The 25,747-nt window shown below is 30.4% G+C and carries 31 protein-coding genes; 24 read left to right on the top strand and 7 right to left on the bottom strand.

From position 1 onward, the window contains the following. Positions 1 to 82: 82 nt before the first annotated feature. The 4 genes from F0310_RS04470 to F0310_RS04485 all read right to left on the bottom strand — a co-directional run bounded on the left by F0310_RS04470 (position 83) and on the right by F0310_RS04485 (position 4,652). Positions 83 to 1,429, bottom strand: coding sequence for a DUF4200 domain-containing protein (locus F0310_RS04470; protein ID WP_182117771.1), 1,347 nt, complete (start codon positions 1,427 to 1,429; stop codon positions 83 to 85). A gap of 415 nt (positions 1,430 to 1,844) precedes the next feature. Then, the gene (locus tag F0310_RS04475) at positions 1,845 to 2,387 is read right to left on the bottom strand and encodes a hypothetical protein (RefSeq protein ID WP_182117772.1); all 543 of its coding nucleotides are present in this window, start codon (positions 2,385 to 2,387) and stop codon (positions 1,845 to 1,847) included. A 69-nt stretch (positions 2,388 to 2,456) separates the two neighbouring features. Next, positions 2,457 to 3,770: a plasmid maintenance protein gene (locus F0310_RS04480; RefSeq protein ID WP_182117773.1), complete on the bottom strand. Its 1,314-nt coding sequence runs from the start codon at positions 3,768 to 3,770 to the stop codon at positions 2,457 to 2,459. A 372-nt stretch (positions 3,771 to 4,142) separates the two neighbouring features. Beyond that, positions 4,143 to 4,652 carry a hypothetical protein gene (locus F0310_RS04485; RefSeq protein ID WP_182117774.1) on the bottom strand — a complete coding sequence of 170 codons (510 nt, stop codon included), beginning with the start codon at positions 4,650 to 4,652 and terminating at the stop codon, positions 4,143 to 4,145. Positions 4,653 to 5,036: 384 nt separating this feature from the next. On the opposite strand from F0310_RS04485, the gene F0310_RS04490 reads away from it, so the two are divergent. From F0310_RS04490 to F0310_RS04595, 22 genes are all read left to right on the top strand, one after another. Next, positions 5,037 to 5,417 carry a hypothetical protein gene (locus F0310_RS04490; protein ID WP_182117775.1) on the top strand — a complete coding sequence of 127 codons (381 nt, stop codon included), beginning with the start codon at positions 5,037 to 5,039 and terminating at the stop codon, positions 5,415 to 5,417. After that, positions 5,417 to 5,665 carry a hypothetical protein gene (locus F0310_RS04495; protein ID WP_182117776.1) on the top strand — a complete coding sequence of 83 codons (249 nt, stop codon included), beginning with the start codon at positions 5,417 to 5,419 and terminating at the stop codon, positions 5,663 to 5,665. The genes F0310_RS04490 and F0310_RS04495 overlap by 1 nt, the downstream gene beginning before the upstream one ends. Before the next feature lie 50 nt (positions 5,666 to 5,715). Then, positions 5,716 to 6,150 (top strand): DUF261 family protein, encoded by a 435-nt coding sequence (locus F0310_RS04500; protein WP_182117777.1) that lies wholly within the window; start codon positions 5,716 to 5,718, stop codon positions 6,148 to 6,150. A 165-nt stretch (positions 6,151 to 6,315) separates the two neighbouring features. Further along, positions 6,316 to 6,525, top strand: coding sequence for a hypothetical protein (locus F0310_RS04505; protein WP_182117778.1), 210 nt, complete (start codon positions 6,316 to 6,318; stop codon positions 6,523 to 6,525). Then, positions 6,522 to 6,728, top strand: a complete 207-nt coding sequence (locus F0310_RS04510; protein WP_182117779.1) for a hypothetical protein — start codon at positions 6,522 to 6,524, stop codon at positions 6,726 to 6,728. Before F0310_RS04505 ends, F0310_RS04510 begins: the two co-directional genes overlap by 4 nt. Beyond that, on the top strand, positions 6,719 to 7,861 hold the full coding sequence (locus F0310_RS04515) for a phage portal protein family protein (protein ID WP_182117780.1): 1,143 nt from the start codon (positions 6,719 to 6,721) through the stop codon (positions 7,859 to 7,861). Before F0310_RS04510 ends, F0310_RS04515 begins: the two co-directional genes overlap by 10 nt. After that, positions 7,861 to 8,835: a hypothetical protein gene (locus tag F0310_RS04520; protein WP_182117781.1), complete on the top strand. Its 975-nt coding sequence runs from the start codon at positions 7,861 to 7,863 to the stop codon at positions 8,833 to 8,835. Before F0310_RS04515 ends, F0310_RS04520 begins: the two co-directional genes overlap by 1 nt. A gap of 24 nt (positions 8,836 to 8,859) precedes the next feature. Beyond that, a complete protein-coding gene (locus F0310_RS04525) occupies positions 8,860 to 9,804 on the top strand; it encodes a hypothetical protein (RefSeq protein WP_182117782.1) in 945 nt (314 codons plus the stop codon). Positions 9,805 to 9,817: 13 nt separating this feature from the next. Next, on the top strand, positions 9,818 to 10,786 hold the full coding sequence (locus tag F0310_RS04530; RefSeq protein WP_182117783.1) for a hypothetical protein: 969 nt from the start codon (positions 9,818 to 9,820) through the stop codon (positions 10,784 to 10,786). Then, complete coding sequence (locus tag F0310_RS04535) at positions 10,786 to 11,712, top strand: hypothetical protein (RefSeq protein ID WP_182117784.1); 927 nt, start codon at positions 10,786 to 10,788, stop codon at positions 11,710 to 11,712. Before F0310_RS04530 ends, F0310_RS04535 begins: the two co-directional genes overlap by 1 nt. Beyond that, positions 11,712 to 12,587 (top strand): hypothetical protein, encoded by an 876-nt coding sequence (locus tag F0310_RS04540; protein ID WP_182117785.1) that lies wholly within the window; start codon positions 11,712 to 11,714, stop codon positions 12,585 to 12,587. The genes F0310_RS04535 and F0310_RS04540 overlap by 1 nt, the downstream gene beginning before the upstream one ends. Beyond that, positions 12,587 to 13,087 (top strand): hypothetical protein, encoded by a 501-nt coding sequence (locus F0310_RS04545; protein WP_182117786.1) that lies wholly within the window; start codon positions 12,587 to 12,589, stop codon positions 13,085 to 13,087. The genes F0310_RS04540 and F0310_RS04545 overlap by 1 nt, the downstream gene beginning before the upstream one ends. A gap of 13 nt (positions 13,088 to 13,100) precedes the next feature. After that, complete coding sequence (locus tag F0310_RS04550; RefSeq protein WP_182117787.1) at positions 13,101 to 13,556, top strand: phage virion morphogenesis family protein; 456 nt, start codon at positions 13,101 to 13,103, stop codon at positions 13,554 to 13,556. A 6-nt stretch (positions 13,557 to 13,562) separates the two neighbouring features. After that, positions 13,563 to 14,078, top strand: coding sequence for a hypothetical protein (locus F0310_RS04555; RefSeq protein ID WP_182117788.1), 516 nt, complete (start codon positions 13,563 to 13,565; stop codon positions 14,076 to 14,078). Between the two features lie 3 nt (positions 14,079 to 14,081). Further along, positions 14,082 to 14,327 (top strand): hypothetical protein, encoded by a 246-nt coding sequence (locus F0310_RS04560; RefSeq protein ID WP_182117789.1) that lies wholly within the window; start codon positions 14,082 to 14,084, stop codon positions 14,325 to 14,327. Further along, positions 14,327 to 15,763, top strand: a complete 1,437-nt coding sequence (locus F0310_RS04565; protein WP_182117790.1) for a DUF2586 family protein — start codon at positions 14,327 to 14,329, stop codon at positions 15,761 to 15,763. Before F0310_RS04560 ends, F0310_RS04565 begins: the two co-directional genes overlap by 1 nt. 67 nt (positions 15,764 to 15,830) lie before the next feature. Further along, positions 15,831 to 16,331 (top strand): hypothetical protein, encoded by a 501-nt coding sequence (locus F0310_RS04570; RefSeq protein WP_182117791.1) that lies wholly within the window; start codon positions 15,831 to 15,833, stop codon positions 16,329 to 16,331. A gap of 37 nt (positions 16,332 to 16,368) precedes the next feature. Then, entirely contained in the window at positions 16,369 to 16,983 is a 615-nt protein-coding gene (locus F0310_RS04575; RefSeq protein WP_182117792.1) for a hypothetical protein, read from the top strand. Between the two features lie 2 nt (positions 16,984 to 16,985). Then, positions 16,986 to 17,480, top strand: a complete 495-nt coding sequence (locus F0310_RS04580) for a hypothetical protein (RefSeq protein WP_182117793.1) — start codon at positions 16,986 to 16,988, stop codon at positions 17,478 to 17,480. After that, a complete protein-coding gene (locus tag F0310_RS04585; protein ID WP_182117794.1) occupies positions 17,455 to 17,703 on the top strand; it encodes a hypothetical protein in 249 nt (82 codons plus the stop codon). Before F0310_RS04580 ends, F0310_RS04585 begins: the two co-directional genes overlap by 26 nt. Positions 17,704 to 17,714: 11 nt before the next feature. Then, positions 17,715 to 20,429 carry a phage tail tape measure protein gene (locus F0310_RS04590; RefSeq protein WP_182117795.1) on the top strand — a complete coding sequence of 905 codons (2,715 nt, stop codon included), beginning with the start codon at positions 17,715 to 17,717 and terminating at the stop codon, positions 20,427 to 20,429. Next, a complete protein-coding gene (locus F0310_RS04595; protein WP_182117796.1) occupies positions 20,422 to 21,774 on the top strand; it encodes a hypothetical protein in 1,353 nt (450 codons plus the stop codon). The genes F0310_RS04590 and F0310_RS04595 overlap by 8 nt, the downstream gene beginning before the upstream one ends. A 4-nt stretch (positions 21,775 to 21,778) precedes the next feature. Here the strand turns inward: F0310_RS04595 and F0310_RS04600 are convergent, their stop codons facing one another. Genes F0310_RS04600 through F0310_RS04610 form a run of 3 tightly spaced genes read right to left on the bottom strand, consistent with a single transcriptional unit; the run spans position 21,779 to position 24,764 of the window. Further along, a complete protein-coding gene (locus F0310_RS04600; protein WP_182117797.1) occupies positions 21,779 to 22,768 on the bottom strand; it encodes a phage terminase large subunit in 990 nt (329 codons plus the stop codon). A 15-nt stretch (positions 22,769 to 22,783) separates the two neighbouring features. Then, the gene (locus F0310_RS04605; RefSeq protein ID WP_182117798.1) at positions 22,784 to 23,722 is read right to left on the bottom strand and encodes a hypothetical protein; all 939 of its coding nucleotides are present in this window, start codon (positions 23,720 to 23,722) and stop codon (positions 22,784 to 22,786) included. After that, on the bottom strand, positions 23,712 to 24,764 hold the full coding sequence (locus F0310_RS04610; protein ID WP_182117799.1) for a baseplate J/gp47 family protein: 1,053 nt from the start codon (positions 24,762 to 24,764) through the stop codon (positions 23,712 to 23,714). The genes F0310_RS04605 and F0310_RS04610 overlap by 11 nt, the downstream gene beginning before the upstream one ends. 119 nt (positions 24,765 to 24,883) lie before the next feature. Between F0310_RS04610 and F0310_RS04615 the strand changes: the two genes are divergently transcribed. Both F0310_RS04615 and bdr read left to right on the top strand, forming a co-directional pair. Beyond that, positions 24,884 to 25,423, top strand: coding sequence for a phage baseplate assembly protein V (locus F0310_RS04615; protein WP_182117800.1), 540 nt, complete (start codon positions 24,884 to 24,886; stop codon positions 25,421 to 25,423). 57 nt (positions 25,424 to 25,480) lie between these two features. Next, positions 25,481 to 25,747, top strand: a 267-nt coding sequence (bdr, locus tag F0310_RS04620; protein WP_232535967.1) for a Bdr family repetitive protein, incomplete at its 3' end; no start/stop codon positions are given.

Consider the following 25,747-nt stretch of genomic DNA (forward strand, 5'->3'; position numbering starts at 1 on the left):
ACATCATCTATTGTTGCCTTTTCAGCCATTGATACTATACTTCTCATATTTTTTCACTCCTTTATTTATGCTTTTAGCCCTACTAATCTGCTAAGTTACTAAATGCTTTTCTAAATTCACTTCTTAAGGTTTGATCTATCCTATTACCATCAAAATTCTTAATATAGGCTAATGTTGCATCCACATTTAATATGAATCTTTTTTGTCCTTTATAAGAAAATCCATAATCAAATAAAAGTTGTAGCATTTTTCTTATTTCATGAATTGACATTTTAGTACTATTATGGATAGTATTAATAGATTTGATTGTTTTATTGTCTTTTTCCAAATTTTTAGATATAACCTTTACTGCATTATACACTTCAGTAGGTATGTCATTAAAGTCTTTTATGGTTGGTTTAGTTTTAAAACTTGAAGTTAAGCTTTCTTTATTCTTCCCACACTTACCATTATAATTTGATCTATAATACAATAGAAATTCACCAATTGTATTTCTTAGCACACAAAATGAAACACTTAAGAAGATATCTAACATCAAAGATAGTAAGAATAAGCACCAACAAAATATAATATTATGAATATCATCACTTGGAATTACAGTTGAAGTTCCGCCTAAAACATAAAGCCCACCTAGTCTCAAATTTTTCAAGTCAAAAGATACTACTTCACTTTTGTTATTTTCTAGTTCTTTAAGCTTATAACTCTTTTCAAGCTTTAACCTAGCATTATCAGCATCTGCTCGTTCAATTTCTTTAAGTAAATTCTCCTTATTTGTCTTAAATGTATAATCTAGCTTAATATGCTCGTCATTTGCCAACTTAATTCTCTTATTATTTTCATTTATTCTTGAATCCAATTCCTTTATTGACTCTAATATGCTTGTTTCATATTTTGCTAAAAATTCTTTTCGTTTTTTTACATATTCTTTATTCTTAGCAATTTCATTTTCAATATAATTACTAAATTTTTTGTAAAAAAGAGTTTCATATGTCATGAATGTACTAAAAAGTTGTGCTGTAACACCCACAAATATCAAAATAACCGCTATTACCTTTTCTGGGTTACCTAAACTTAGCAATCCTTTACTAACTTCTCTTAGTTTAGAATAAAAGAACATGAATACCATAGAAGGCACTATTATCATGACAATACTTACTAAAAGAGAGAAAAGTTCAAATTCTTTACTTGAATTGTCCAAGTTATTATAAGAAACAAACCCATAATAAGAGCTAAGAACATTAAAGATAAGCAATAAAAAAGAAATACCTACAAGTCCTATAAATTTAAAAGCATATGCTGCTATCTCAACTCTATTATTTAGAATAAGTATTGTGCTATTATTATTTACAACAAGATTTTCTTTTTTTAATAAAGCACTGGTGTTCTTGCTGACACTAGTGTTATTTTTATTGTCTTTTGTAATTTTCATATCTAAACTCCTTTTATACTAGAAAGTTTTTAGCCCATCAATAAGCTTTACTGTATTCTACTAGTATCTCAAACTAAACATCTTTCTTGAATCATAACTTACTTTAATTATACAAAAATTTATTCTTGATGTCAATTACTTATATCAAGGTTTTAAATTTATTAAAATAATTTATTCTTGCTAGAAAGTAAAATAGGGGCATTATATAAGTTATTTTGTTATAAGAAAGCTCAAAAAATTTCAAGATTTTTGTGTTCTTTTTTAAAACATTTTGTGTTTTTATTTTAAAACATAAAAGCATCTCATAAGCAAAGATAATATAAAATTATATAAGACAAAATAGAATATCATAAATTTTTATTTTATGATATTCTATATTATAAAGATAAAACTTTTAGTAAAAGATATTATTAACTCATGAAATATTTGCTTTTTCTTTCTCTAGCTTTTGTCTTGCATATCTTTCTCTTCTCTTACGTTTCAATTCTTCCTGATTTGCGTAATAGTAATTTCTTCTGCTTTTTATATAAATTTCTGGATTAGCTTCTCTATAAAGTTTCTCATATTCCCTTATTTTTTCTGGATTTTCTCTCCTTATTGCTTTTTTCTTCTCTATTATTTTATCTTTATTTTTTAGATAATACTGATGTCTTACTTCCTTCAATCTTTCCCTATTTTTTACAAAGTATTCCCTAATCTTTTCCCTATTCTTTTCCCTATACTCTTTTATCTTTTCCCTATTTCTCTCTTTATAGAGTCTAGAACTCATACGACGCCTTTCTCTTTTCTCTTCTTCAGTAAGACTAACAGATTTTCTACCTTTACTAATACCTTTACTAAGGATAAGTTGATTATCTTTCTTTTCTTCTGTTTCAGCAGGCATCTTTTTATTTTCAAACTTTTCTGACTCTTTACTAGAGAAAAAAAACTTACTTATACTATCAACTAAATATCCCATGCCACTACTCCCCATAACACATATGTGCCTATTATAGCCAATACAAACCCTACTTTCAATCTTCTTTTTTCACCCTACGTACCTACGTGAACTTTGATTTTCAAGCAATATATTTTTCTTCTTAACATCTCCAAATCCAACTCCATCGTAAACACTACCCTTATCTATATTTTCCCTGAACTCATCTAGTAACATTTTCATTGATTTTACTTTACTATTTGTAAATCTTCCATTCTTATCAACTTCACTTACATTTCCATATCCATCAGAGTATGTTATTCTTCCCACAATCTCTTGTTGCTTATATTTATTCATGTATTTATCAGTGAATCTGCCCCAAATCAGACTAAAGTCATTTACCTTTTCTGTATTAGGATTCATCATCCATATTTTATCTTTGTACTTATCAACGAATTCTTTTGTAAAATGTTCTGTTATATGCTCTACTAAATAATCACCAGCATAAGCTGTTATCCCTACTTCCAAGTTACGCAAAGCGTTTCTATATGTATTTATGTTTCCACTATTGCACCTTATTTTAGCTATTTTATCTTTATCCACCTTATAAACACTCTTGAGCCTGCATTCCATGTATTCTTCATATGTTTTCTTGTAAGAAATCTTGTTTCCTGATCTTTTCTTAGCCATCCCTGCTTTAGAAGCACTATTATCTGATCTTTGCTTCTCTTTTTTTTGTTTTTTCAAAATAGACTTCTTAGAATTCTTATACTTAAGTAAACTTATTTTATCGTAAGATAAAAGGGGGATATTTTGTAGGTAGTCATTTGACAATTTCTTTTCTTCAGGTTGTTCATTTCTTGTCTTAAGATTTTCTTCTGCTTCATACTCTAAGTTTCTAATTTTTTCTATAAAGATACCTTTTATTCTCTTATCTGCTAAATCAGCAATAAGTCTGTCTTCATAATATTTTCTAATTATTGCTTTATAATCTTTCCATTTTTTGTAGTTTATACTATAGAATGAAAATCCACCTTTTCCTTTTCCTAAGGGCTGAACAAATGCATAAATAAGACCCAATCCCTTAAGAGCTCTAATGTCTGCCTTTAGTGTACTAGTAGCATATGGTTTTCTAGCATCTTTTTTAGTAAAGATTGAGTTTACCATTCTATGAATATCACATGCTGAATAGTGCTTCAGTCTTCCTGATTCATGGTATTCTCTTACCTTAGTTTCAATAGCCCAGCAAATCTTTTCTACTCTATCAATCTGATTTAGAGTGCGAGATACACGTGATTTTACTTGCTCTATTGTAATTGAAGAAACATGAACTAAAGTTTCTTTGCTTTTGTTTATTATTCTTCGTAATAAGGCTTCCTTATTTCTTGTTGAGTACTTGAAAAATTTATTGATTTTGTATATCATTTTAAACATCTCCTTTTCCATGTCCCTTTTTCATTTTGTTTGTTTTGGGTTTGGATTTGGGTTAAACTTCCTTTGGATCTTTTTAAATGTCTTGATCCTTTGGGGTTGATTTTGTATATCATTCCAAACATCCTTTGGATCCTTTGTTGATCCTTTTGTTTGAATGTAATGAGTAATTTATTTACACTACAATGCGAGTTGTGGTTTTTAGGGAACTTTTGGGTTTGTCGGCCTGTTCCCTTTTTATAATTATTTTTGTAATTCATTGCAGCTCCACTATTTACATCTAATTGAAAAAATTTTACACACATACTTTTATATTACATCAATATTTTTTTTCTGTCAATAATACACCTTTATAGTTCTAAAAGGTTATTTGATCAAATTATCCATGATATATTCTATGTGTTTGATATTCTTAATTTTTTTTATTAGTGAAACTTGACTGTCTACTTTGTGAAGCTTACAAAACAAACATTTTTTTTCCTTTATTCTTTTTAATAACTCTATCTCAATAAGTTTTTTTTCTATTTTTTTTGATTTTTCTTCAGTTTTATTTTTATATTTTTCCTTAGTTCTTGACTTATTCATCATGAACACTGATTCTAATAACTCAGGACTTATTCCTTCTAATATTTCTTCTTTTCTTTTAGCAATTTTTTCTTTTGTGATGGAAATGTCTTGTAGTTTTTTGAAAAATAAGTATTGTATAAACTCTTCTGCAATATAGGAAGTCTTTCCAATCTTTATCCCAGCGTCTAGTGCTGTAAATGTCTTGGAAATGCCACTTATACTATAATCTAGCCCGTAAAGGGACTTGAAAATATTACTTATTTCACTAGGGCTGAACAATAAAATTTTATCATTATCTGTAACTAACATGTTTACCATCCTTTTGTTAAGTTATTTTTACTTTTATATATATATTTATATACACAAAATGTATATTTTGTAAATATATTTGATAGATAAAAATTAAATAATTTATTTTTTATATAGTTTTAATAGTAAATTTGGATAAAAAATACTTAATAATTTTTCCTATTATAATTATAAAAAATAGATTTAAATCTGTTAATAGCTATTTTAGTGAACTACTATTTCTAATTCTAAATCTTTGGTTAAAACTAAAATAGTAGTTTGGGGAATTAGATAGAATGCAAGAAATACACTTGACAATATTATAATTTTATGTTTTTATATAGGTATTAATATTAGAATCAAACCTTTTAAAGCTCGTTAATTATCAATAAGCCAATATAAGTTTTGCAGTTTGTTAAGAATAAGAATGATGATTGTTTAGCCCAAGTTTCTTTTATTAAAACATATCTTGGGTTTAGTCCTGATTTTGTCAAAAATGGGAACGGTCTTATTGGAAAAGTTGATGCTATTAAGAATGATTGTCGTGAACTTGAAGAGAATATTTACAAGGAACTTGAAAATCTAAAAGGGCTTTTAACTTCAAAACTTGATAGACAGTCTAGAATAAATAGTGCCTATTACTTCAAACTTTTTACAGAGTTAGAACAAATCAAGAAAACAAATATTTCTTTTACTACTTTTAATGCCATAGGAACATTTGTCGTAAAAGTCTCAGCTGTAGTTACTTCTTTTTTTGCAATATTGAAATTGTTGGGGTGGGTTTAGTGCAAGAGAACAGGACTGGATCACAAACAAAGATTATAGCAAAGCATGGGCTTATACTAGCACATTTGTGTGTTTACTTTTCTTTCTTGGTGTCTATTATTTCATTAATTATTTATGGGGCGGTGCCAGATATAGCTTCTGTTGCACTTATTAATGGATTTGGGTTTTTTGGAGCAGGTATTGGGTGTAAAGCAGCAAAGGGGTTTGTGATGCGAAGTAAAAAAAAAGGATTTAGGGGAGATAACTAGTGTATTTAAGGCTTGAGACTTTTGCAATGAGTGTTTTTTGGAGAATATAGGTGTTTGCATTAGAACAAGAAGATAGAAGATTTTTGAGTGAGATTAGAAAGAGTGGATGCTATTTACTAGCAATACATTTTTTTGTGTATAAACTAAAAAGACTTATCTTTACACAAGATAAGATTAATTCTGCTTATATGGAGTTTGTAAATAAGGGTTTTATTAGGAGAAATTGTTATATATTAGAGCCTACTAAGATTTTGGGTTGGTATGGGATACTTGCAGAAGTCAGAATAGAGGATAAATTCTATTCTAGCAAGTTGGGAGAGTTTGAAATTACTGAGGTCAAGGTTAAAAGAACAGGTTCTAGTCATTTTATTGCAACAGATAAAGACAAGGTTATATATGATAGCCTGAATTTGAATAAAAAGAGGGAGATATACAATATTTTCTCAAAACGGGTTTTTACATTAAAAGGAGGTGAGCTTGTTTGATAAAAAAAATTAATGAGCATAAGGGACTTGTTATAGTCTCTTTTATTGCCGGTGCTGCGGCATTAGGTTTGATTCAGATGCTTTTAAAGCTTATTCTTTTATAAGCTTAAAGGCTTAAATAATATTTTATATCCTTTGTTAAGTCTTAGGGGGGCATGGATAAATATGATGAGTATTTTTAGTAAATTGTGGGGATTTTTTGCAGGACTTTGTCTTATGTGTTTTTATGCTATTTATAATTTACTACGCCTTGCTAAGACTTGTAAAAAGGGACAAATAGAAATATTGAAGAGAAATACTTATGAGAAGAAGATAGATGAGAGTTATAGAAAAGATGATGATGAGTTTTTTAAGGAGTTTAATAGGCGGAAATGAGAGTTGTTTTTGCAGTATTAATATGCTGTTTCTATATAACTAGTTGTGCTACTACTCTTACAAAAGAAGTTAGAAAAACTAAGCCTGATAAGTTTTATTATAGTCCTAAGTCTTCTTGCATAAAGAATTTAAGAGAAGCTATTTACTATATATGGAAACTAGAAAATTATACAAGATTAATTGAGAAGGCAGTATGGCAGTAGGGGATAAGAATAGAGACATTAAATTTGGCACAAAACTCAAAAAAGATTTATCAAAATATATAAATGATACATACTATACTATTCCATTTTGGAAACTTAGAAATCTTCCTTTTCTAGATAGCCAGATAGCAAGTCTGTGGAATACAAGACTTACAGGACTTTCACTAGATTATGAGATCGTGTCAAATGGAAGTAGTCCTATTATTTACGAATTTGTAAAAAATCAATTTGAAAGATTTTCTATGTTTGAGATAGCAAAACTTTGTATGAATGCCATAGCTTTTGGATTTGCATGTCTTGAGCTCACATGGGATAAAGAATTTTACAATAACAGTGTCTGCTATTATGTTAAAAATATTGATTTTCTACTCAATGAGAACATAGAGCTTGTTGATGGTAAAGTTTTCTTTTTATCTAATATTTTTGGAAAAAATAAGGAAGAGCTTAATTACTTCAAGTATTTGCTTATTGTAAATGGGCGTGAGCATGGAGAGTATGGTTTTCCATTGTTTCATACTATATGGGGTGAATATGAGCGAAAAGAAATAGCAAGTTATTATCATCAATGCTTTATAGAACTTTTAACAGGTTCAATAGTTACTATTAAGAGTAAAACTGGGGAAACTACACAGGAACAAGATGCTAGCATTTTAGAACAAGTTTCTTCAGCTGATAATTGTTATGCCGTATTGCATCCTGATACATATGAGATTAGTATACAAGAATTTCTAAGTAAAGATGCTACAAATAATGCATTTCTTAAGGCTAAAGAATATGCTGACATGCAAATAGCTAAGTTAATCTTAGGGCAAACACTTACCACACAAAGTGGTACTACGGGTAGTTATGCAATATCTAGGACGCATCAAGAAGTTAGAGAAAATTATGCACAAGCTGATAGACGTTTTGTAGAAGAAGGGTTTGCTGGGCTTATAAAGAAAGTAGTTGACCTTAATTTTGGTGAACAGAAGTTCTATCCTGAGTTTAGATATATAGAAAAGTTTGATGAGAAACTAAGACTTGAGCGTGATATTAGTTTGGCTAAAGAATTTAATATTAAGTTTAAGCCTGAATATTTTAAAAAAGTGTATGGTCTTGGAGATGAAGATATTTATAAGGGGGGAAAATTTTAATGCGGGGAAGACTAGAGAGAGTGCCATTTTTGACATTGGGTACATTTAATGGGACTTTTGAAGTTACAAATGAAACTTTAGAAAATATTATTAAAAACTTTAAGGAAGAAAAAAGAGATATTCCAATTTTTATTGGTCATAATGATTTTTTGCGTTCATCTAGGGGAGCTGAAGCACAAATCTCTAATGGTTGGATCGATGATATAGTGCGTGAAGGTGATATTTTGTATTTTTCAGGCTCAATAGATGACAAGCTTTACTCTTTAATTGAGTCTGGGTCTCTTAGGGGATGCAGTGGAGAATATCACTTAAAGGATAAGGATAGAGATGCTAATTATTTTTTAGGTGGTATGGCTATATTGGGAAGTGATATTCCTGCAGTAGATATTGCTAAGGTTAGCAAGAAAAATTTAGCAATTCAACTTAAGAGAAAGTTTTTGCCTGAAGATAGTTATCTTAATGAAGGCGTTATTCTTTTGAGTAAAGATGGTGCAAACATTTTATTTGAAGCTAATTTAAGGAAATTCTTAAGTTTAAATAATTTAAAAGATGTAAATGCAGAGGAAATTGTAATGAAAGAAGAGGAAGAAATAAGACTTAAAGATAAGGTTGATCATATTGCAGATAGAGTTTATGCAAACCTTAAAGATAGAATAGGTAAGCTAATAGATGAGATAGTTAGAAAATATGGGAATATTTCTGATAAGGATGATGAGCAGAATGGGCTAAAAGGATATCTTAGTATTACTGAGGAACAAATGAGTGTTATGAAAAATCTTTCACAACAACTTAGAACATGGAATGAGAATTTTATGATTTTGTCAGCAAAGAAAACAGATGTAACTACCTATATTACAGATGAGAATGAACTTATAGAAAACATAAAACTACACCAGAAGCAGAACAATTTTACTAGCTTTACAGAAGCAGAAATGGATTTTAGGGCTAAGAATGCCAACAGGATTAGAATATAGAGAAAAAATAGGAGAATATAAAAATTGGGAAAGAATAATTTTGATATTAGTTTTAATAATCCCCTTTACAGGGAAAGGTTAACGGCGGACAAATATTTTGATAATCCTTATTTAAAAATAATAGATGAGATGTTTATACGAACACCAGTTACAGAAAAAGGGGGGACTCTTGCTTTATATGCGATGGAAGATAAACAGGAAAGTAGTAAACTTGCTAATTTTGGAGCAGATCCTAAGCAGCTTAAGGATAAGTTATCTAAATGTAGTTATACTCTTAATGCATACAGTTTAGAGCGTCCATTTGGAGATATTGAGTATAGAGATGAAGAAGTAATAAAGAGTGCTGAAAAGCTTGTTATGCAAAATATTGCTGAGGTAGTATATCGTGATTATCTTCTTGATGGCATGAATGAACTTCATACAAAGGCAGTCCCTGTTGAGATTAAACAGGCGGATGACTTTATTGGCAAGCTTAAAGAAGTTAAAACAAAAATGCATCTATCTCCCAATAAGATAGCAATGTCTGCTAAGACTGCAAATGAAATTATTGGTACTGACAAAGGTATTCTTAAAAGAATAGAGGCATATAAGATACCTGAGTTTGATAATGAGGCTGCATTGCAGATTATTTTAGGAATAAAGCCATTCATTTTTGAGCTGCCAGAAGACACTACGTATGATGGATATATATATTTACTAAATTATACAAGCAGCGGAGATATTTACTCAAAAAGTGTTGGGCTTCGTAACTTTGTATATAACGGCAGTCAAAGTGGTGGATATGAGAGAGCAAATTTCCATTTAGGACAGTTTGCTAGAAGATATTACTCAGAAAGAGGTGGAGTTAATGGGAGACATTATGCTCAATTCAGCCTTATTGGGCAACTTAAGGTAGATAATCCCAATTTAATTTCAGTGTTAAAGTTAACTAATGCTAAAAGTCTACCTAAAAATTATCCATCAGCTTAGGTAAAGGTAAATTATGCGTTTTTCTAGTGGTAGTAAACCTGTATGTGAAGATTTTATAAAATATCAAGAGTATTTTAAAAAGGCCTTACTTGCTAGTAGAAAGTCAAGATATGGAAAAGTTATAGAAGGGCTTAATCTTAGGTTTAATAAAGAAACTGGTATGCTTTTTATATCTGGGGGGTATGGATTTACAAATTCTGGACATTATGTGGAGCTTAAAACTGAATACAGTAAAGTTGTAAGTTTTACTGAATCAAAATCACACTTTGTCTTCCTAAATATAGGAAATATTTCTAATAGTGCAGACATTTTGGTAAAGGATGAAACAGGTAGAGAATTTGTTAAGGGTAATAGAGTGGATGATATAAGGGGAGTACCCTACATTTCACTTAAAGAAGAAACTATGCAAATAAAATCATCTTTTGACCCTTATTATACACTAGAGCACTCAAGTAGTCTTAAAGTTAGTGACTCTCTGTTACTAGGATGTATTTATAATGATGTTGGCTATAACATGAATAGAGAAGAGAATGAACCCTACTTTCCTGTTGGTACAATAATTCCTTATTGGGGTAATTTTATAGATTATGTGACTCTTAAGGGGTGTCGGGTAGAAAAGAATGGACATTTTGGAAGACTTATAAGACTTGATAGTAAAAGTGTTGGAACAGAGTCTGGATCTTGGGGTTGGAATTTAGGTAGTAATTCTATTCCATCTCTTAAGACTGTGGAAACTTTTACAAAAGAGAGTGGCGGTCATAAGCATAGTTATAGACAAGATATTAGTATTCTTTCTAAAAGGTATTTATATAGTAACACAGGCACTAAAGATGCATATTTTGATCCTAATAATGATAGTAATACCACATATTCTGGTGAACATTCTCATAGAGTAACTGCTAGATATGTAAATTCAAAACAGGAAAGTATTAATATTTTTCCTGATAATATGTCTTGTATTCCAATTAGGAGAGAATACTAGTGAGAGTATCTTTTAGTAAAGATTTGCCAATCAAGGCCCAAGATTTAAATAAAATTAAGGCTAATTTTGATGCCAATTTTGGCAAGCTTAATGCAAGAAAGATTTACGGGAAAATAATTGATGGGTTTAGCATTTCATATGACTCTTTTAATAGAAAAGCTAGTGTAGATGGTGGCTTGGGTTTTACACCATCTGGGAAGTTAGTGAGATTTGATGGAATTCGTAGTACAAATCTTGATAGCGTGTATGATACATCTAATTATGTTCATTTATTGATTTTAAAGCCAAGAGAAGATGAAGAATATTATCCGCATTTTATTTCATATGAGTTTGATGGTAGTAGCGTTTTTGATCCTTATTCTTATTTAAGAAAAAATGAAGAATTATATAGTAATTATTTAGCTATTGGATTTTTAAAAGATGGAGTTATGTCAGATAAATTTAATCGGGTTTGCAATGAGCCTACTAGTCCTGTTGGTAGTCTGTTTTTGTATGAAAAAAGTGATTTTGTTGATTATATAACTCTTAGGGGCTGCAAGATAATTAAAGGATTTGATACTAGATATCTTAAATGCATAAACGCTTCATCTGTAAGTAAAAAATCAGCTGTAAATAAGGGTGGAAGATCTAGTTTTATCCTAGAGACTAGACATATTCCAACACTTGAGGTTGAAGGTGAAACTGATGAAAAAGGTTCGCATACTCATAGTTATACTAACTACACTAAGTATCGGAATAGAGATCCTGAATATCGATCTGACTATTATTATAATCTTATAAGAAATATTAGTTCCACTGTAAGTACCAGTTATGAAGGATCTCATAGGCATAAAGTATATCCTTTAGAGTATGAGAATTTACATCCTGATGCTATTAAACTTACTCCTAAATGTAGGAATTTAGCTTTAATTGAGAGAATGTATTAATGAGTAAGTTTAATTTTATAAATGGACTTCCTTTTGACCTAGATCTTTTAAATCAGATTCAAGATGAGATAGAACTTGAACTTAGAAATTGCAGTAAAAGTAGGCATGGACGGGCAATAGATGGATTTAGTGTTTCACTAGATATAGATACTAAAAAGATTTCTACTACAGCAGGTTATGGATTTACACCTGAAGGGAATTTGGTTGAGATTGGAGATGCGTCTTTATTTATAGATTCTATTACTGATATAGATAGTGTTGTTATATTTATTTACGTTAAAGAAAAAGGCAATTTAGGATATCTTTACTATAAAGATGTTTCTTATGCTGATCCTTATAAGTACTCCTGGACACAAGATGTAAATTATAAGTCAAGTTTGGTAATAGCAGTAGTTTTAAAGGGTAGAGTTTATCCTCTTAATAGGGAATATCAAGTTCCTAAATTTCCAACTCGATCTATTTTATTTTACGGACGTAATGATTTTGTTGATTATATAAGCCTTAAAGGATGTAGGGTAGCAGATGAGTTAGATAATAGATTTATAAAATTTGCAGAAAATTATGGTCAGATGGGTGGAAATAGTAAGTATAGACTTAATAAGAGTCAAATACCATCTCTGGAGTTTAAGGGCAATACAGATATATCAGGAAGTCACAATCACAAATACACTTTGCATCGTTATAGTGGGCAAACTCATCATTGGGGGCATTCTTATTATGAATATGTTGTAGCCACTGGTTCATCTTACTTAAGTTATGAAGGAGAACATGTTCATACTTTTTCTACTTTAACAGACGGTACCTCATTTAGTCCTGATTATATAGATATAACACCAGAATATGTTACTTTAGTGCCTATTATAAGGGAATATTGATGAATAAATTAGGAATTAAAGTTGAAGATTTTCTAAAAATATATGGAAGTTTTCTTTTTGAGAGTATAAGGGGATACTTACTAGGAAGTAAAAGAAAAAATGATGTTTCTAACATTAAGGTATCTAGATACCTTAAGTTTGAAGAATTAGATAATAAGGTAAGCCCTAAAGTTAGTGTAGAAGATAGAGAAGTTAGTGAATTTATTTTAAGCAATATAGACTCTTCTGTAGGTTTAATTGTAGCTTTTGAGGAGAAATTTGGCAATTTAGGATATAAACAGGATATGCGAGTTTTTTATAATGCTTTGCGTGTTTCTGCTGGAGATATTATTCTTGCAATAGGTGCTAGTAGAGAGTCTGACCGTGAGATTGTAAAGATTAGAAATAGCATTATTGCATTCTATGAGAAGAACCTTATAAGGCTTAAGAATGGAGAAAAGAGTATATCTTTTAGGCATGCTATTAGAAAAAGTATTGTATCAAGGAAAAGTGGGAGATAGAAAGAGGTAGTAGGTGCTAAGAGTGAAGGGAATTGAGAAAGCTAAGGAAATATTTGCTAAATTTGCAAAAAGAATAGTAAGAGATATTAATCCTTTTAATAATTACAAGGTTTTAGTGGAGCTTGGAGAAGAATTAGTGAAGATTAGCAATAAATGTTTTACAAACCAGAGTTCACCTGATGGGAGAGCTTGGGAGCCTTTAAAGGAGAGTACCATAAGAAAGCGTGAATATAGTGGTTTTGGTAAAGGCAGTAGAAGAATTTTGTTCATTAACGGGAAACTTAAGAACTCTGTTGCTTATTATATTAAGGGTAAATCTATAGTTATAGGTTCACCCTTAAAGTTTGCTCATATTCACATGCAGGGGGATAAGACTAGAAATATACCTTCAAGGCCATTTTTAGGTACAGATAATGATTTTAGGAACAATATTGGAAGAATAATTTACAGGTATGGGAGAAATTTTTAATTTTAAATGAAAAGCATAATAAGAGAAGTTTTTACTAAATATTTTACATTTTTTGGCATACCTGAAAATGTGTATCATTTTGACCTTAACGATGATGAGCTTAAGCATTTACTTGGTTCTAAAAGTTATAATGATCCTGTTATTCTAGCCTATATTAAGGGGTGTCGTGTAGATCCTAATTATAGGACTACTGCTTTTGATAGTAAACAACAAATGACTCTTGTAGGCATTGGTGAATATCAGATTAAGCTAGATATTATTGGGTTTTATGATGAGTCTATCTCAAAACTTGAAGGCATGATATGTGCATGTACAAATCTTTTCTTTTCATTTGAGGGATATAGAGAATGTAGAATTCAAGTAGAAAATATTTCATATGATGATGTTCTAGATTATTCAGGAAAGTTGCCACTTCTTAAAACTTCTATAGGTTGTAAAATGGTATTTCCTTTATTTAGAAGAGAAAAATTAAATTTGATAAATATCCAAGATATAAATATTTATGTACGAAGTAGGAGGTAAGATTTGAGCGTTGTTAAGCAAATAAAGATAAATGAAGAAAAAAAACAGTTGTCATCTAGCACTGAGGTGAGTTTTGAATCAAAAAGAAGAGAAGTTAAGGAATTTATAGATGAATTAGTAAAAGAGAGTGGATATGATCCAGATTATTTAGATGCGTTTTTAGTTGACGCTGGATATTTATATGATACTGAAGTTTTAGAACATGAATTTAGGATGAAGCTTAATGAGTTTAGTAAGAGGTTTTGTTAATGAGTTCAGTTCATAAATTGCCAGATCTTGATGTTGAGTTTAGAGATTTTTCTTTACGCAAAGAAAAGGAACTTAAAAGTGGAGTTTTTGCTATTCTAGGATATGCTCCTAAAGTTAAGGGTGCTGCATATGCTAAACTGACTAGTTTAGAAGAGTGTTCTTTACTAGGGCATTCTATTCTTGCAGATACATGTAAAGACTTTTTTACATATAGTACTGGGATTATTTACGCAATTCCTATAGGTGAAAGAGAGTCTAGTATGGATATTACAGAAGCAGAAAAATCTAGAGATACAAGTTATTCATTATCTATTACAGGTGGTGATAATATTTACAAGACTCTAGATATTAGGGCAACTATTTCTAAGGGAGGACTTAAAGATACTGCACAGTTTTTTCTTGAATATGAAGGAATTAAGAGTAAAGTCATGCAGGTTAAAGAAGATAGTGAAATTAAGATAGATGACTTAGGTATTAAAATTAAATTTAGTGCTGCATCTAGCTACAATTATCCTGAAGGCTCCTATATTACCTATAAGTTAGCTCCTAAGCTTAAAAATACTCAAAAAGGAATTTTATCTGCTCTTGAGAGTATGCTTTCAATAGAAGATTATATAGAATTTTTAGCTCTTGATATTGATAGTAAAGCATCAGATTGGCAATACATTATAAGCAAACTTAATAATATATCAAGAGAAAATAAGAGAGAATTTTTTGTTGTAATGAGATTTAGAAATCTTTTACAAGATGAGACAATGACTGCCTATATTGAAGCTTTGCGGAAAGAGAAAAAGAGTAGTTTTGAGCCATCCATTAAGCTTTTAGTATTAGGACAACCTGTAATATATGAGAATTACTTAGGTAATGCTACTAAAGGAATTCCATTTGGCATATTTTTAGGAAAGTTAAGTTCAACCATTTATTATGGATCTGTTAGTGAAGTTTTAAATGGAGATGGTAGAGTTAGAGGTATTATAAGCTTATCAAGTGATGTGACATTAAGTCATGTTAAGCAAATAGCAGAACTTGGATATACCGGGTTTAGGAATGTAGAAGGTTTTAAGGGGGTTTATGTCACAGAAGCTAAGCTTTTCTCACCAGATGATAGTGATTATGATTGTGTGGAGCGTACTAGAGTCATGTACAGGGCTGAATATATTCTAAGGCGTGAACTTGTTGGAAACTTCTTAAATCGCAATCTTAATGTTAGTGCTGTTGATGGTGAAGATAGTTTTACAGTCCTTGTAAAAGAGGCGTGCAAAAAGGCACTTGAAAAGCATATGTCCGGATCATATAGTGATTTTACGGTTGAGGTTGAGACTAGGGGATCACTATTGCAAAAAGGCGTTATTGTAATTAAGTTTGCTATTGTTCCTTTAGGAAAGATTAGATATATGAAAAATGAATTTAGCTTTTCATTGCCAAAAACAGGTTAGATTATGCAATTAAAATTTGATTTTAAAAGTGAAAGTGAAATAGATATTGATATTAAGGAAGAAAGATATGATAGTTAATGATACTCCAGTATATGATTATGCATCAATAAGGATTGATGCTGACCGTAAGAATTTTTTTGTTGTAAGTAGTATAAGTTATCCATTTCAACAAGAAGTGACAATGATCCCTTATGGGATTGGTGACCCTAGTAAAGCTACTCTAACAAGAGGAGGTGCTCGTGGTGCATTTGAAGGAACTTTTGATATGGAATTGCATTTGCATGATTGGACAGCATTTAAGTCTTATTATCAGGATATACCTGATGGGATTATGACAAGAAATGGGATTATTTTTAATGTCTCATTTTACGATGAGCAACATAAAAGCAGGATCATGCATGTGCTAAATGTCATTATAACAGGACAAGAGTATACTAATATGAGTGATGATAGTGGTAAACCCATTATGGCTAAGATTAAGGGCAAGTTGATGAAAGAGCCTGATGAATATATAGATAAGGTATTAGTTGCCACAAGAAATTTCGGCAAGATATTAGGTATAGTTTAGGGAGTTCTACATTAATACAGGATACAAGGCATTACGTGTGGTAGTGAAAGAGAAGCAAATAGACTATTATAAGGCTTTTCTGGCTGATAGTGGTGATTATATGCTTTTACTTCTTGAAACTAGTGCAGATTTAAATATTGATGATGTTATAACTGTTGCTGATAATTATGCATCATATGATTTTTTAGTTTGTGCTAAAAGAAAAGATTTTATCTATTATTGCGTTCCTAAAATCTTATCTGATTTGATTAAGGTTATCTTTGATAAGTCCTTTAAGCAGGATACCAGCCTTAAGGCAATAGTTGATGCTCTAAATAGCAACTCTTTATATAGAGTTGTTAATGATTTTTCAGTTCTAAATTTTACTTTTGCAGGAGATGGGAGACAATTTCTTGGATTTTGTAGGATGCAATATGGGTTGTCTTATTATCTTAGTAAAGATGCCGTAATTCTTTATAAGGATTTAGAAGAACTTGAAGTTAAAAGACATCGTATTACTATATTTGATCATGATCTAATTGATATCAATTTGAGTGTAAGAGCTTTTGATTTTATCAATGATAAGCGAATAAGTAAGATTTTTCACTATTCTAATAAGAATTATTCACAAGTAATGTTTGTAGAACAAAATATATGTTTTAATAGGGGGTAATTATGAACATGAAAACAGTAGATGAAGATAAACCAAAAAGGGGTAGAAAAAAATTAGATTTTAATGAAGCAAAGGAAGCTTTTAAGAGTAATATAAGGGAGACCGAATTTAGTCAAGATGAGAATATACTATATGAAAAAGTTGATCCTGAAATGTATAAAGGGTTTGTAGAAGCTAATAAGGGGTCAAATATTAAGTGTATTTTAGTAGAAGAACTAGGATATCTTTATTTTAGAGAACTTCATATGGGAGAAATATTCTCTTATTTTGGTATTTGCCAAGAGGGTGTTTCTGGTGAAGAGAGAAGTAGGGTTTTGTATGAGATTATTAGTAAAACTTTAGTATATCCATACCACATAAATGAAATAGAATATATTCTAAATTTTTTGTTCAAGCAAAAACCTTTGCTAGCAATGAAATTGCTTTCCTTTCTTACTAGTAAATACGGGAATATTGGGAAATGCGAAGAGATTGAATACTCAGAATCTCTTGCTTAATTTTGTTTGTCTTAAGAGTGAAGAATTTAGGACTCTTAAGAGTAGTTATAGTATGCTTAGTTCTCTTTCAAAGCTATATCTTAGTCTAGATACTAACAAGATAAGTTATAAGGAGCTTTTAAGGGTTCAGGAAGACATAGATAATATTGTGAAACATAAAATTGATGTTAAAGCTAGTGCAATAGCTAAAGTTGTAGGAGCTATTTTTGGCAAGAAGAAGTAAGAAGGATAGAGATGAGTAGTGAATTTACAGCGGCGTTTGAGTTGCTTTTAAAAGATGAGACTTTTAAAGAAGGTATTGGTCGGGTAGTTGAAAGTCTTAATCAGATGAATAAGACATTTGAAAAAATACAGGGTAATTTTGATATTTTTTCAAATTCAATGAACAAGTCGTTTCTAAAGTTAAATAAGAGTGTATCTAGCTTATCAAAAAATACAAAGGACTCTCTTTTTACTATAACTAGTACACTTAATAGTTTTTCCAATATTGATATTAGCAGCGGAATTAAAAGACAAGGGGATGATATAGGTATATTTTTTGATGAGTTTGGAATGAAACTGGATAATAATAGTTACAAATTGTATAGGTTTAGAGAAACTGCTCTTCGTTCATTTAGTGATCTTTTTCGTCCTATTTCTAATTTTACTAAGCATGCTATAGATGGAAGTGGTTATGTACAAAATAGTTTTGCCAGACTTGCTATGTTTCTTGACTCTTCTAGTATGGATAATCAATTTGTTGAAAAAACTGATATTAAAGATTCTAGTGGCAATTTACTTAGTCTTCTTAAAAGAAGAGAAGCTTCAAATAAGATTCAAAAGGATATTATAAACTTTACACTAAACAATCCTTTAAAAAATATTGCCTACACTGAAGCTGTTAGAAGCTATGGTAGATTTCTATCTGGTAATATGGATATGTCATCTGCTCTTGTAGGACTTGATATGTTGGCTCATTCAGAGAAGTTATTCCCAGAGATATCAAAGTCTGATATGACTAATTATTTAGTCAATTCTTATAATCAGATGAGAGGATTTTACCAGATACATGGGAAAAAGCATGGCTTTACTGATATAGCAGATAATCTTGATCCTAGGTTTGTTATGGAGCGTACTCTTAATACTATGAGTATGGTCTCTAATAAATATAAGTTTAATCTTGATAAGGGAGAGACTCCTTATAAGGCATTATCAAAGTCTTTAACGACCAATAATCTTGGTGCAGGATTTACATTGGAAGAATTAGGGGTTATGGCTGGTACTATGACTTCATCTGGAATAACTGCTAGTGAAACAGATACTGCTATTAATAATTTTCTTATGCGGTTAGCTAAGGCTAAAAAGAGATGGGGAACTGAATTTAAAGGCAAAGACGGGCTTGATATGAATTTGGTTGAAACTCTCTCTCATATTAATCTTTTGTCTAAAGCAGAGCGTAATGATAAGGACTTAAGGGATGTAATTAGTGATCTTATGGAAGTCTTTACCATAAGGGGTACCAAGTCAGTTGCAATTTCAATTCCAAATTTAGAAGCAATGAAGTCTCAAATTGATTTTTTCACTAATGAAAATAATAAGGTTTTAGATCCTAATAATCATAATGTTGTAACTAGAAAATATGAGGATAGTGTAGGTATTATGAATAGAACTTTCATGGGTAGTAGTAAAGCATTCAATACTATGGTTGAAGATTTTCAAGTTGGATATGGAAAGATCGCTAGAGGGTTCAAGTGGATGGCTTTAGATGTTGGTAGTTCGTCTTTAGGATTTATCAATAAGATGAGAGAAAGTGATAATTTGTTTATGAAGGGCATAGGTGGTGGAATAACTTTTGGCATGGGTACTCTAGGATCTTTTGTTTCTATGTTTTCTAACATGGCTCCCATGATAATAGCCTTAACGGGTTTATATCATAATAAGGGGTCACTTAAGGGAATGTTTACAGATGTTGGCAAAGGTATTAAGTTTATGGGCGGCGGACTTTTAGGTATTGTAAAAAGCCTTTTTCTTCTAAACAGAAGTAATGTTTTGCTTAGCATGTTTTTAGGCTTAAGTGGCACTATATGGGGATTTGGCCGTGGCCTTGTTAAAGTATTTACCAGTGGTTTACCTTCTGCTATTAAGATGGGAATTGGGGGAATTACTCTTTTTGCAAAGACTACACTTGCTGCATTTACAGGACTAAGTAGAGTAATTCCTACTATTTCTAAAATGTTTTACCTATTATTTTTAGGTATTGGGGAACAAGCTAGAACTATTTATAAGGAAGTTTCAGCTAAAATTATTAAGATGGCTACTGCTCTTGCAACAAGTAAAGCTGGTGTTGCAGGTGCTACTCTTAGTGCATTGATTTTAGGACTTGATTATATGGGGATATTTGACTCTTTGGGTGATTATTTAGGAGGGGGTTTTAAAGATGTTTTAGGAAAAGCTAATGAATTTGCAGGTGATCTTGGAGATAAAATAGGTAAAATGGGTAATGAACTTAAAGAAGGTGCATTTGGATTTTTATCTTATTTTGGTGATTTAAGTAAGCTTAATGATTTATTAGGGCTAGACACAAGAGATGCTAGAAAAGAATTGGATGATATTAGTAATTCATTTCAAAAGCTTAGTAAGAATATGAGTTTAGGAGATTCTAAAATGATATACACACTTGGATATACACGTCTTTCTTCTCTTTCAAATCTAGCTGGTGCTGTAAAAGTTGATGTTGAGAAAAATATTGAAACAGCTGTTAGAGTACCTTCAATAGAAAATGGAATTAAAGATATATCTTCTCTTAAAGCATTAATTGAAAAGATAAAAGATCTTCTTCAAAGCATTAATGTTAATGTTTCTAAAATTTTGGACCATAAGGAAGTAGATAATAATAGTCAATTTGATTTGCAATTAATAGATAAGTTGAGAAATTCGTATTTATTTGGGGGTGGTACTCTAGATGTTTGAAAATTTTTCTTCTATGCAGTTTGCAAAGCGTCTTAAGGGTCGAATTGCACATGAAGTTAGAGTTGCTCGTGATGGTGTATTAGACACTGTTTTGCATAACAAAATTACAAACAAGGCTTTACATGGGATTAGAGATTTATATAGCAAAATCGCTTTATCTAAGATAGAGGCTAAGCCTGTTTGGAAAAGGTCAGACTCTTATCTTGAGAATACACATTTTTATGATAAATTGTCCATTTCTATCTCAATGGAGCATGATAATGAAATGGTACCTATATATCCTACTGATTTTTCTATAGATCTGGATTTTGAAAATGAAGAACAATATAATATGAGAGGACAGCTTGTAGGTGTGCTTAGATCCTTTAGTGGCGGAACTCTGGATTTAAAATTGCCAGAAAATATTTACTTTTTTGATCAAATGTATTCTGCATACACAGATAAGATTAATATATATATTCATTCTATAGAACAGAATTTCAAGGCTAAATCAATTGATAAGATTGTTTGTTTACTAGAAAATCTTGAATTTTCAACAGGAGAGAGCGAGCTTAAAGCATCAATGGGGCTAAAAGTTGTAAATATTTTTAGAATGAGAAGTCTTGAAAAAGATTTTACACCACTTTTTCCAGTAAATGTGCCTTATTTTGTACCAATAACAAAAGACGATTGTTTTCTAGACCTAGTATATGGGGTTATTGATGAAAAGGGGAATGTAGAAGACAATAAGATTACTCTTTATAATATAGTAGGATTTCAACATACTCATAAGAGTAGGGGTGAAGTTAAGATTATTCCCCCTAAAGATAGTCAAGGTATTGGGACTCCAACTTACTTATATAATGGTCTAGAGCCTGCTACTTTTACATTAACTGCAAATATTTATGATGTTTTTGATATTGACTCCTTAAAAAATTTAGTTTCTTTTAAAAGGACAAATGGGGTTAGTAATAAATCTTTGTCTGGTGATGGTGAGTATAATATTATAACTAAGGAAGAACAAGTTTCAAAGTTATATCAATTATTTGAATCTTATATACAGACTAAGAAAGAAGGAGCTAAACCTTATGAGATATCAATTCAATCTTGTTTACTAGAAGGACTTAAACCCACTAATTTTGGTTATTATCTTCAAGAGATTGATATTAAGGCCAACTTTAAAAATTATCTTGAGGTTGAACTTAAGTTTTTAGAGATTAGAAAATATGGGAGAAATATTGCAGGATATGTACCAACAACGAGTGATTTTCTTTACAAAAGAGATACTAGTTATGAGTTCAATTTACTTTCAAAGGGTAACTTGAGCAAGTTAGAATATAATAAGATATTTCGTTTACTAAATTAATTAGTTAGCTTGTAAATTTTCTCTTAATTATTTTACTCATGATATTAAGTTTTGATTTTGGTTTGTAATAATTATCATTATTATCATTTATAACTTTTTTCCCTGTAGCTTCATGGTATGCATCAGTACTTAAATATTTGAAGCCTTCTAAATTTGATATGTATTCAGGGTCAAGGTAAATGTTATCTTCAGGATTGAGTTTAAGTATGTATGCACCCCTTTTCCTAAGTCCTTCTATTAATTTAGTAGAACTTGTACGAACATATTTAGAAGGCTCTCCATAGTTGAATAGATACCATAATTCTACTCTATCTTTTCGCTTTACATTTCCCTCTAATTTGAGTAGTGGCTCAATGGGAAATTCAATAGCTTCATCAAATAATAATTTGTTTTTTCCTTCAATTCCTTTAAGGGTGTAGGAAGAATATCCCCCCCTAAAATCAAGGACAGAATTGCTTACTCTGCTTTTGATTTCCCAGAGTCCATTATTTTTGTTTTGTCCAATCTTGAAAAGAGATTTTAAGTTTTCTTGTCTTATTATGTCTTGAAATAGTTTGACAAAACTTTCATATACTGCACTTTCAGTGTACCTAAACCATGTCATATCATTGTCTTTTTCAAGTAGATATTCAAGCCAAATTCGTGCTGAATTATGTGTTTTACCAAGGCCCCTTGAGCTTGCTACTGCTTTATGTCTTGCTTTATTGTAGGCATAATGTAGCATGCTAAATTTAGGAACAAAAGTATTAAAGTGTATTCTAATATTGTCTCTATTGTCATTATAAAGGTTCAATTCTTCTTTTATTTCTTTTACAAAATCTAATATCCCTTTAAGATCTTTGATCGAATTAATTTGAGTTATTGATTCAAGGTCAACTTCAGCTATTCTTTGTTTGAGTGCATTTGAAGTCTCTTTTAGGGTCCATTTTTGTAGTGATTCAATTTCCTTTTCATAATTTTCTATTTTTTCTAAGTTATTCTTCTTTAGTGACATAATGCTTGTATCTCCTTAGTGTTTGTATATATCTTTAGGACTTCTGAATATATAAATTTCTGAATCTCCCCTTAAGAAATAGTTTTCAATCACATCATTAATTATTGGTAGTTTGGTATTAGGATTTATAAATAGTATTATTATTTTTAGGTCTTTTAAATCCTTTGTCATTCTGATGAGTTCTCTTTTAACATGAGAGTTTGAAAATTTTTTATCTAATATTTTTTTACTTATAGAGTCAAGAGTGAATGCTTCATGTGGGAGCATAATAGCTTCATAAATAAAATCTTGTAGTTCTTTTACTATAAAATCAGATCCACCGTTTTTTACAAGTTCATCATAGGAATATTTTTTTGCACCGTTTTTTAGTTTGTGTGGTTTTAGTATGAATCTAATTATTTCAATTTGAATATAGGGTGGTATTGCTCTTTCTAAATATTCTAATGCTTGTATTTTTTGTTCTTCTTCTAGCATATAAACTTCAATAGAAATGAATTCTTTGTCTTCCTGATGATAATCTGAAAACCACCACATATCATTTTTCTTGCCAAAAATTGTTGATAATATGTCTTCTGTTTGACTTGTTGTACCCATCCATTGTATGAACTCTATTCCATCTTTTACCATTCGGTGATAAAACTTTTCTTTGTTTTCTTTTTCAAATGAAAAGATGGGCAGTCCCCATGCCTGAGCTTGGTTTTGTAAGTGAATATAGTCTTCAGTTTTATTTGGGTCTAGTAAATGCCAAAAAAAGTTTTTGTGAGCTCTTTGAGCAATCTTAAATTCTTCATAAAATGTATGAACAGCAAGTTCAGCAAGTTTTATTTCTTCATCACTTCTAAGGTTTTTATAGCTAATTTTGTTTAGGTAGTATGCTCTATAAGTTTCAAATTCTAATGATTTATAATTTATTTTTGTCTTTATGTTCATTATTACATTTTCTCTAGTTTTCAAATGTTATTGATGCTTCCCAGTATTCATTTTCACTTGTAGTTTGGTTTTCTTTAGGTTCAAGTATATTAATGCCTTGACCTATTGTCTTATACATATCATATAAGCTAAAAGTACCACCCATTGGAAGACTATTTATGTATTTTTCTAACTTAGCTTTGCAAATGTTAGTGTCAATATTATCAGTTTTTTTCTTAAGTTTTATTTTAATAATTTTTTTTGTTGCCTTATCATAATCAATTTTTTCCAACACTTCATACCTGTGAGCAATGGTTTTTATTGTTAACTGCTTCATTTCTTCTATTGTGGTTGTTTCCTTATGTGGCCTTAAGATGAATTTGGTATTATTAACGCCTTTTCTTTTGATTAAGACTTCTCTAATAAGTTCTGTACTTTCTAGTTTTCGTTTGTAATATGATATTGTGTCTCTTAAGGTTAATCCATTAATCTCTCTTAGAATTCTTGTTCTAAAGGTATCATCGTCTTCTTCATCTTCACCCTTAGTATTAATGTTTGCGATCTCTAGATGAGTAAGTCCTGTAATAATTTCATTTGTGTAAAGTTTTCCTTTTTCAAGATTGTAAATAGATCCTACTTGGAGTGCTTCTAATTGCATTGTTTTACTTTCATTTTTGCTAAATTTCACTTTTTCAGTTGCTTTGTATTCAAGCAACTTTTCTGCTTTTTGAGTTTGTGCCGTATCAGAATAATAAAATTTAGTGTATTTTAAGATCTCACCGCTACCATTGCTAGTTATTTTACAAGTAAGAGTAGCTTTTCTAGCTGGTTTTCTCTTAAGCCCTATTTTGCATGCTTCCATGTCTAGAAAAGGTGCTTCTGATTTTCTTATATCGTAGTTTTTAGCTATTGAATATGTTTCATTTCTAATATCTAATTTTGTTTCTAATATTAAGTTTAGTATTGGAATAGCTTTGCTATTAGAATTTGTATTAATTCCAAAATCAGCAGCTTTTTGAAAAAAAACTTCCCTAATTTTCTGCTGTTCAGCAAAAGATAAAAATTGTCTTAATTCTTCTTCGTACATTTTCCCCTATAGGGATCAAACATACAATATTTTAACGGATTATTAATAAAAATTATATCATATTATTTGCTATAAGTCAAACTAGATATGCTAAAATTAAAGTGTTAAAGAGAGTTAATATGTTGGAATTGCACAAAAGATTTTTGCCCAGCAATTTGGTTGGTACTGTTGTTGAAGTGAAAGATGATTGTTTAGCTATTGAAGTTGCAATAGAGAGTAAAAGAGTAATACTTCCTGCTGTACGTATGATTGCTGGATTTGAATTTGATTATGTACCATCTGTTGGAACTGAGGTAGTAATTGGATTTATTAATAATAAATTTGATCAACCATTTGTTATTGGGGCTCTTAGTGGAATTGGTTGTAGGAAAGATAGTATAAGTTGCGATAAGGTCTCACTTGATGCAGGCGAGCGTAGGGTTGTAATTAAGAATAAAAAAGCCAGTAATAAGCTTATCTTGGAAAAGATTAATCAAAATGTTAATACTCTTAAGAATGAGATTAGTGCAGGACTAAAGGTAAATGTTACTCTAAGAGGAACTGCTACCACTGCTACTGGTGTTGTATTAGACATTATTGCACCTGTTACAGGGACTGCTAGTAAAGATATTATTCTTGACACTTATCCTGATAATGCTATTGATAACTTATTTCAGTGAAGTAGTAAAGAAATATCTAATGAATAGCAGTTCACTGATTTAAAATGGGAGGTTTATATGAGTAGTAATATTGCAAGTAAAGTTACATCAAGATATGAGTATGTAAAGCAGGTATTTCTTGATAAGGATTTTCCAGAAGATGTGGTTGATTATGTGCTACTTCACCATTCAAATTATAGGTATGAAAATCTAGAAACTAGAATGAGTATGCTTGAAAAGCAAATGATTGAAGTTAGAGATGAGCTTAGAAATGGATTAGGGAAGCTAGATGAAAGAATAGTCAAGTTAGATGAGAAGGTAGAAAAAGTAAGAAGTGAGCTTAAG

Source organism: Borrelia sp. A-FGy1 (assembly GCF_014084025.1).
Classification (GTDB): domain Bacteria; phylum Spirochaetota; class Spirochaetia; order Borreliales; family Borreliaceae; genus Borrelia.

What these genes read in the sequence shown, in the direction of transcription:
- F0310_RS04470 (WP_182117771.1), bottom strand. Translation starts at nt 1,429, where the DNA reads ATGAAAATTACAAAAGACAATAAAAATAACACTAGTGTCAGCAAGAAC.
- F0310_RS04475 (WP_182117772.1), bottom strand. Translation starts at nt 2,387, where the DNA reads ATGGGATATTTAGTTGATAGTATAAGTAAGTTTTTTTTCTCTAGTAAA.
- F0310_RS04480 (WP_182117773.1), bottom strand. Translation starts at nt 3,770, where the DNA reads ATGATATACAAAATCAATAAATTTTTCAAGTACTCAACAAGAAATAAG.
- F0310_RS04485 (WP_182117774.1), bottom strand. Translation starts at nt 4,652, where the DNA reads ATGTTAGTTACAGATAATGATAAAATTTTATTGTTCAGCCCTAGTGAA.
- F0310_RS04505 (WP_182117778.1), top strand. Translation starts at nt 6,316, where the DNA reads ATGATGAGTATTTTTAGTAAATTGTGGGGATTTTTTGCAGGACTTTGT.
- F0310_RS04510 (WP_182117779.1), top strand. Translation starts at nt 6,522, where the DNA reads ATGAGAGTTGTTTTTGCAGTATTAATATGCTGTTTCTATATAACTAGT.
- F0310_RS04515 (WP_182117780.1), top strand. Translation starts at nt 6,719, where the DNA reads ATGGCAGTAGGGGATAAGAATAGAGACATTAAATTTGGCACAAAACTC.
- F0310_RS04520 (WP_182117781.1), top strand. Translation starts at nt 7,861, where the DNA reads ATGCGGGGAAGACTAGAGAGAGTGCCATTTTTGACATTGGGTACATTT.
- F0310_RS04530 (WP_182117783.1), top strand. Translation starts at nt 9,818, where the DNA reads ATGCGTTTTTCTAGTGGTAGTAAACCTGTATGTGAAGATTTTATAAAA.
- F0310_RS04540 (WP_182117785.1), top strand. Translation starts at nt 11,712, where the DNA reads ATGAGTAAGTTTAATTTTATAAATGGACTTCCTTTTGACCTAGATCTT.
- F0310_RS04545 (WP_182117786.1), top strand. Translation starts at nt 12,587, where the DNA reads ATGAATAAATTAGGAATTAAAGTTGAAGATTTTCTAAAAATATATGGA.
- F0310_RS04555 (WP_182117788.1), top strand. Translation starts at nt 13,563, where the DNA reads ATGAAAAGCATAATAAGAGAAGTTTTTACTAAATATTTTACATTTTTT.
- F0310_RS04565 (WP_182117790.1), top strand. Translation starts at nt 14,327, where the DNA reads ATGAGTTCAGTTCATAAATTGCCAGATCTTGATGTTGAGTTTAGAGAT.
- F0310_RS04570 (WP_182117791.1), top strand. Translation starts at nt 15,831, where the DNA reads ATGATAGTTAATGATACTCCAGTATATGATTATGCATCAATAAGGATT.
- F0310_RS04580 (WP_182117793.1), top strand. Translation starts at nt 16,986, where the DNA reads ATGAACATGAAAACAGTAGATGAAGATAAACCAAAAAGGGGTAGAAAA.
- F0310_RS04590 (WP_182117795.1), top strand. Translation starts at nt 17,715, where the DNA reads ATGAGTAGTGAATTTACAGCGGCGTTTGAGTTGCTTTTAAAAGATGAG.
- F0310_RS04595 (WP_182117796.1), top strand. Translation starts at nt 20,422, where the DNA reads ATGTTTGAAAATTTTTCTTCTATGCAGTTTGCAAAGCGTCTTAAGGGT.
- F0310_RS04600 (WP_182117797.1), bottom strand. Translation starts at nt 22,768, where the DNA reads ATGTCACTAAAGAAGAATAACTTAGAAAAAATAGAAAATTATGAAAAG.
- F0310_RS04610 (WP_182117799.1), bottom strand. Translation starts at nt 24,764, where the DNA reads ATGTACGAAGAAGAATTAAGACAATTTTTATCTTTTGCTGAACAGCAG.
- F0310_RS04615 (WP_182117800.1), top strand. Translation starts at nt 24,884, where the DNA reads ATGTTGGAATTGCACAAAAGATTTTTGCCCAGCAATTTGGTTGGTACT.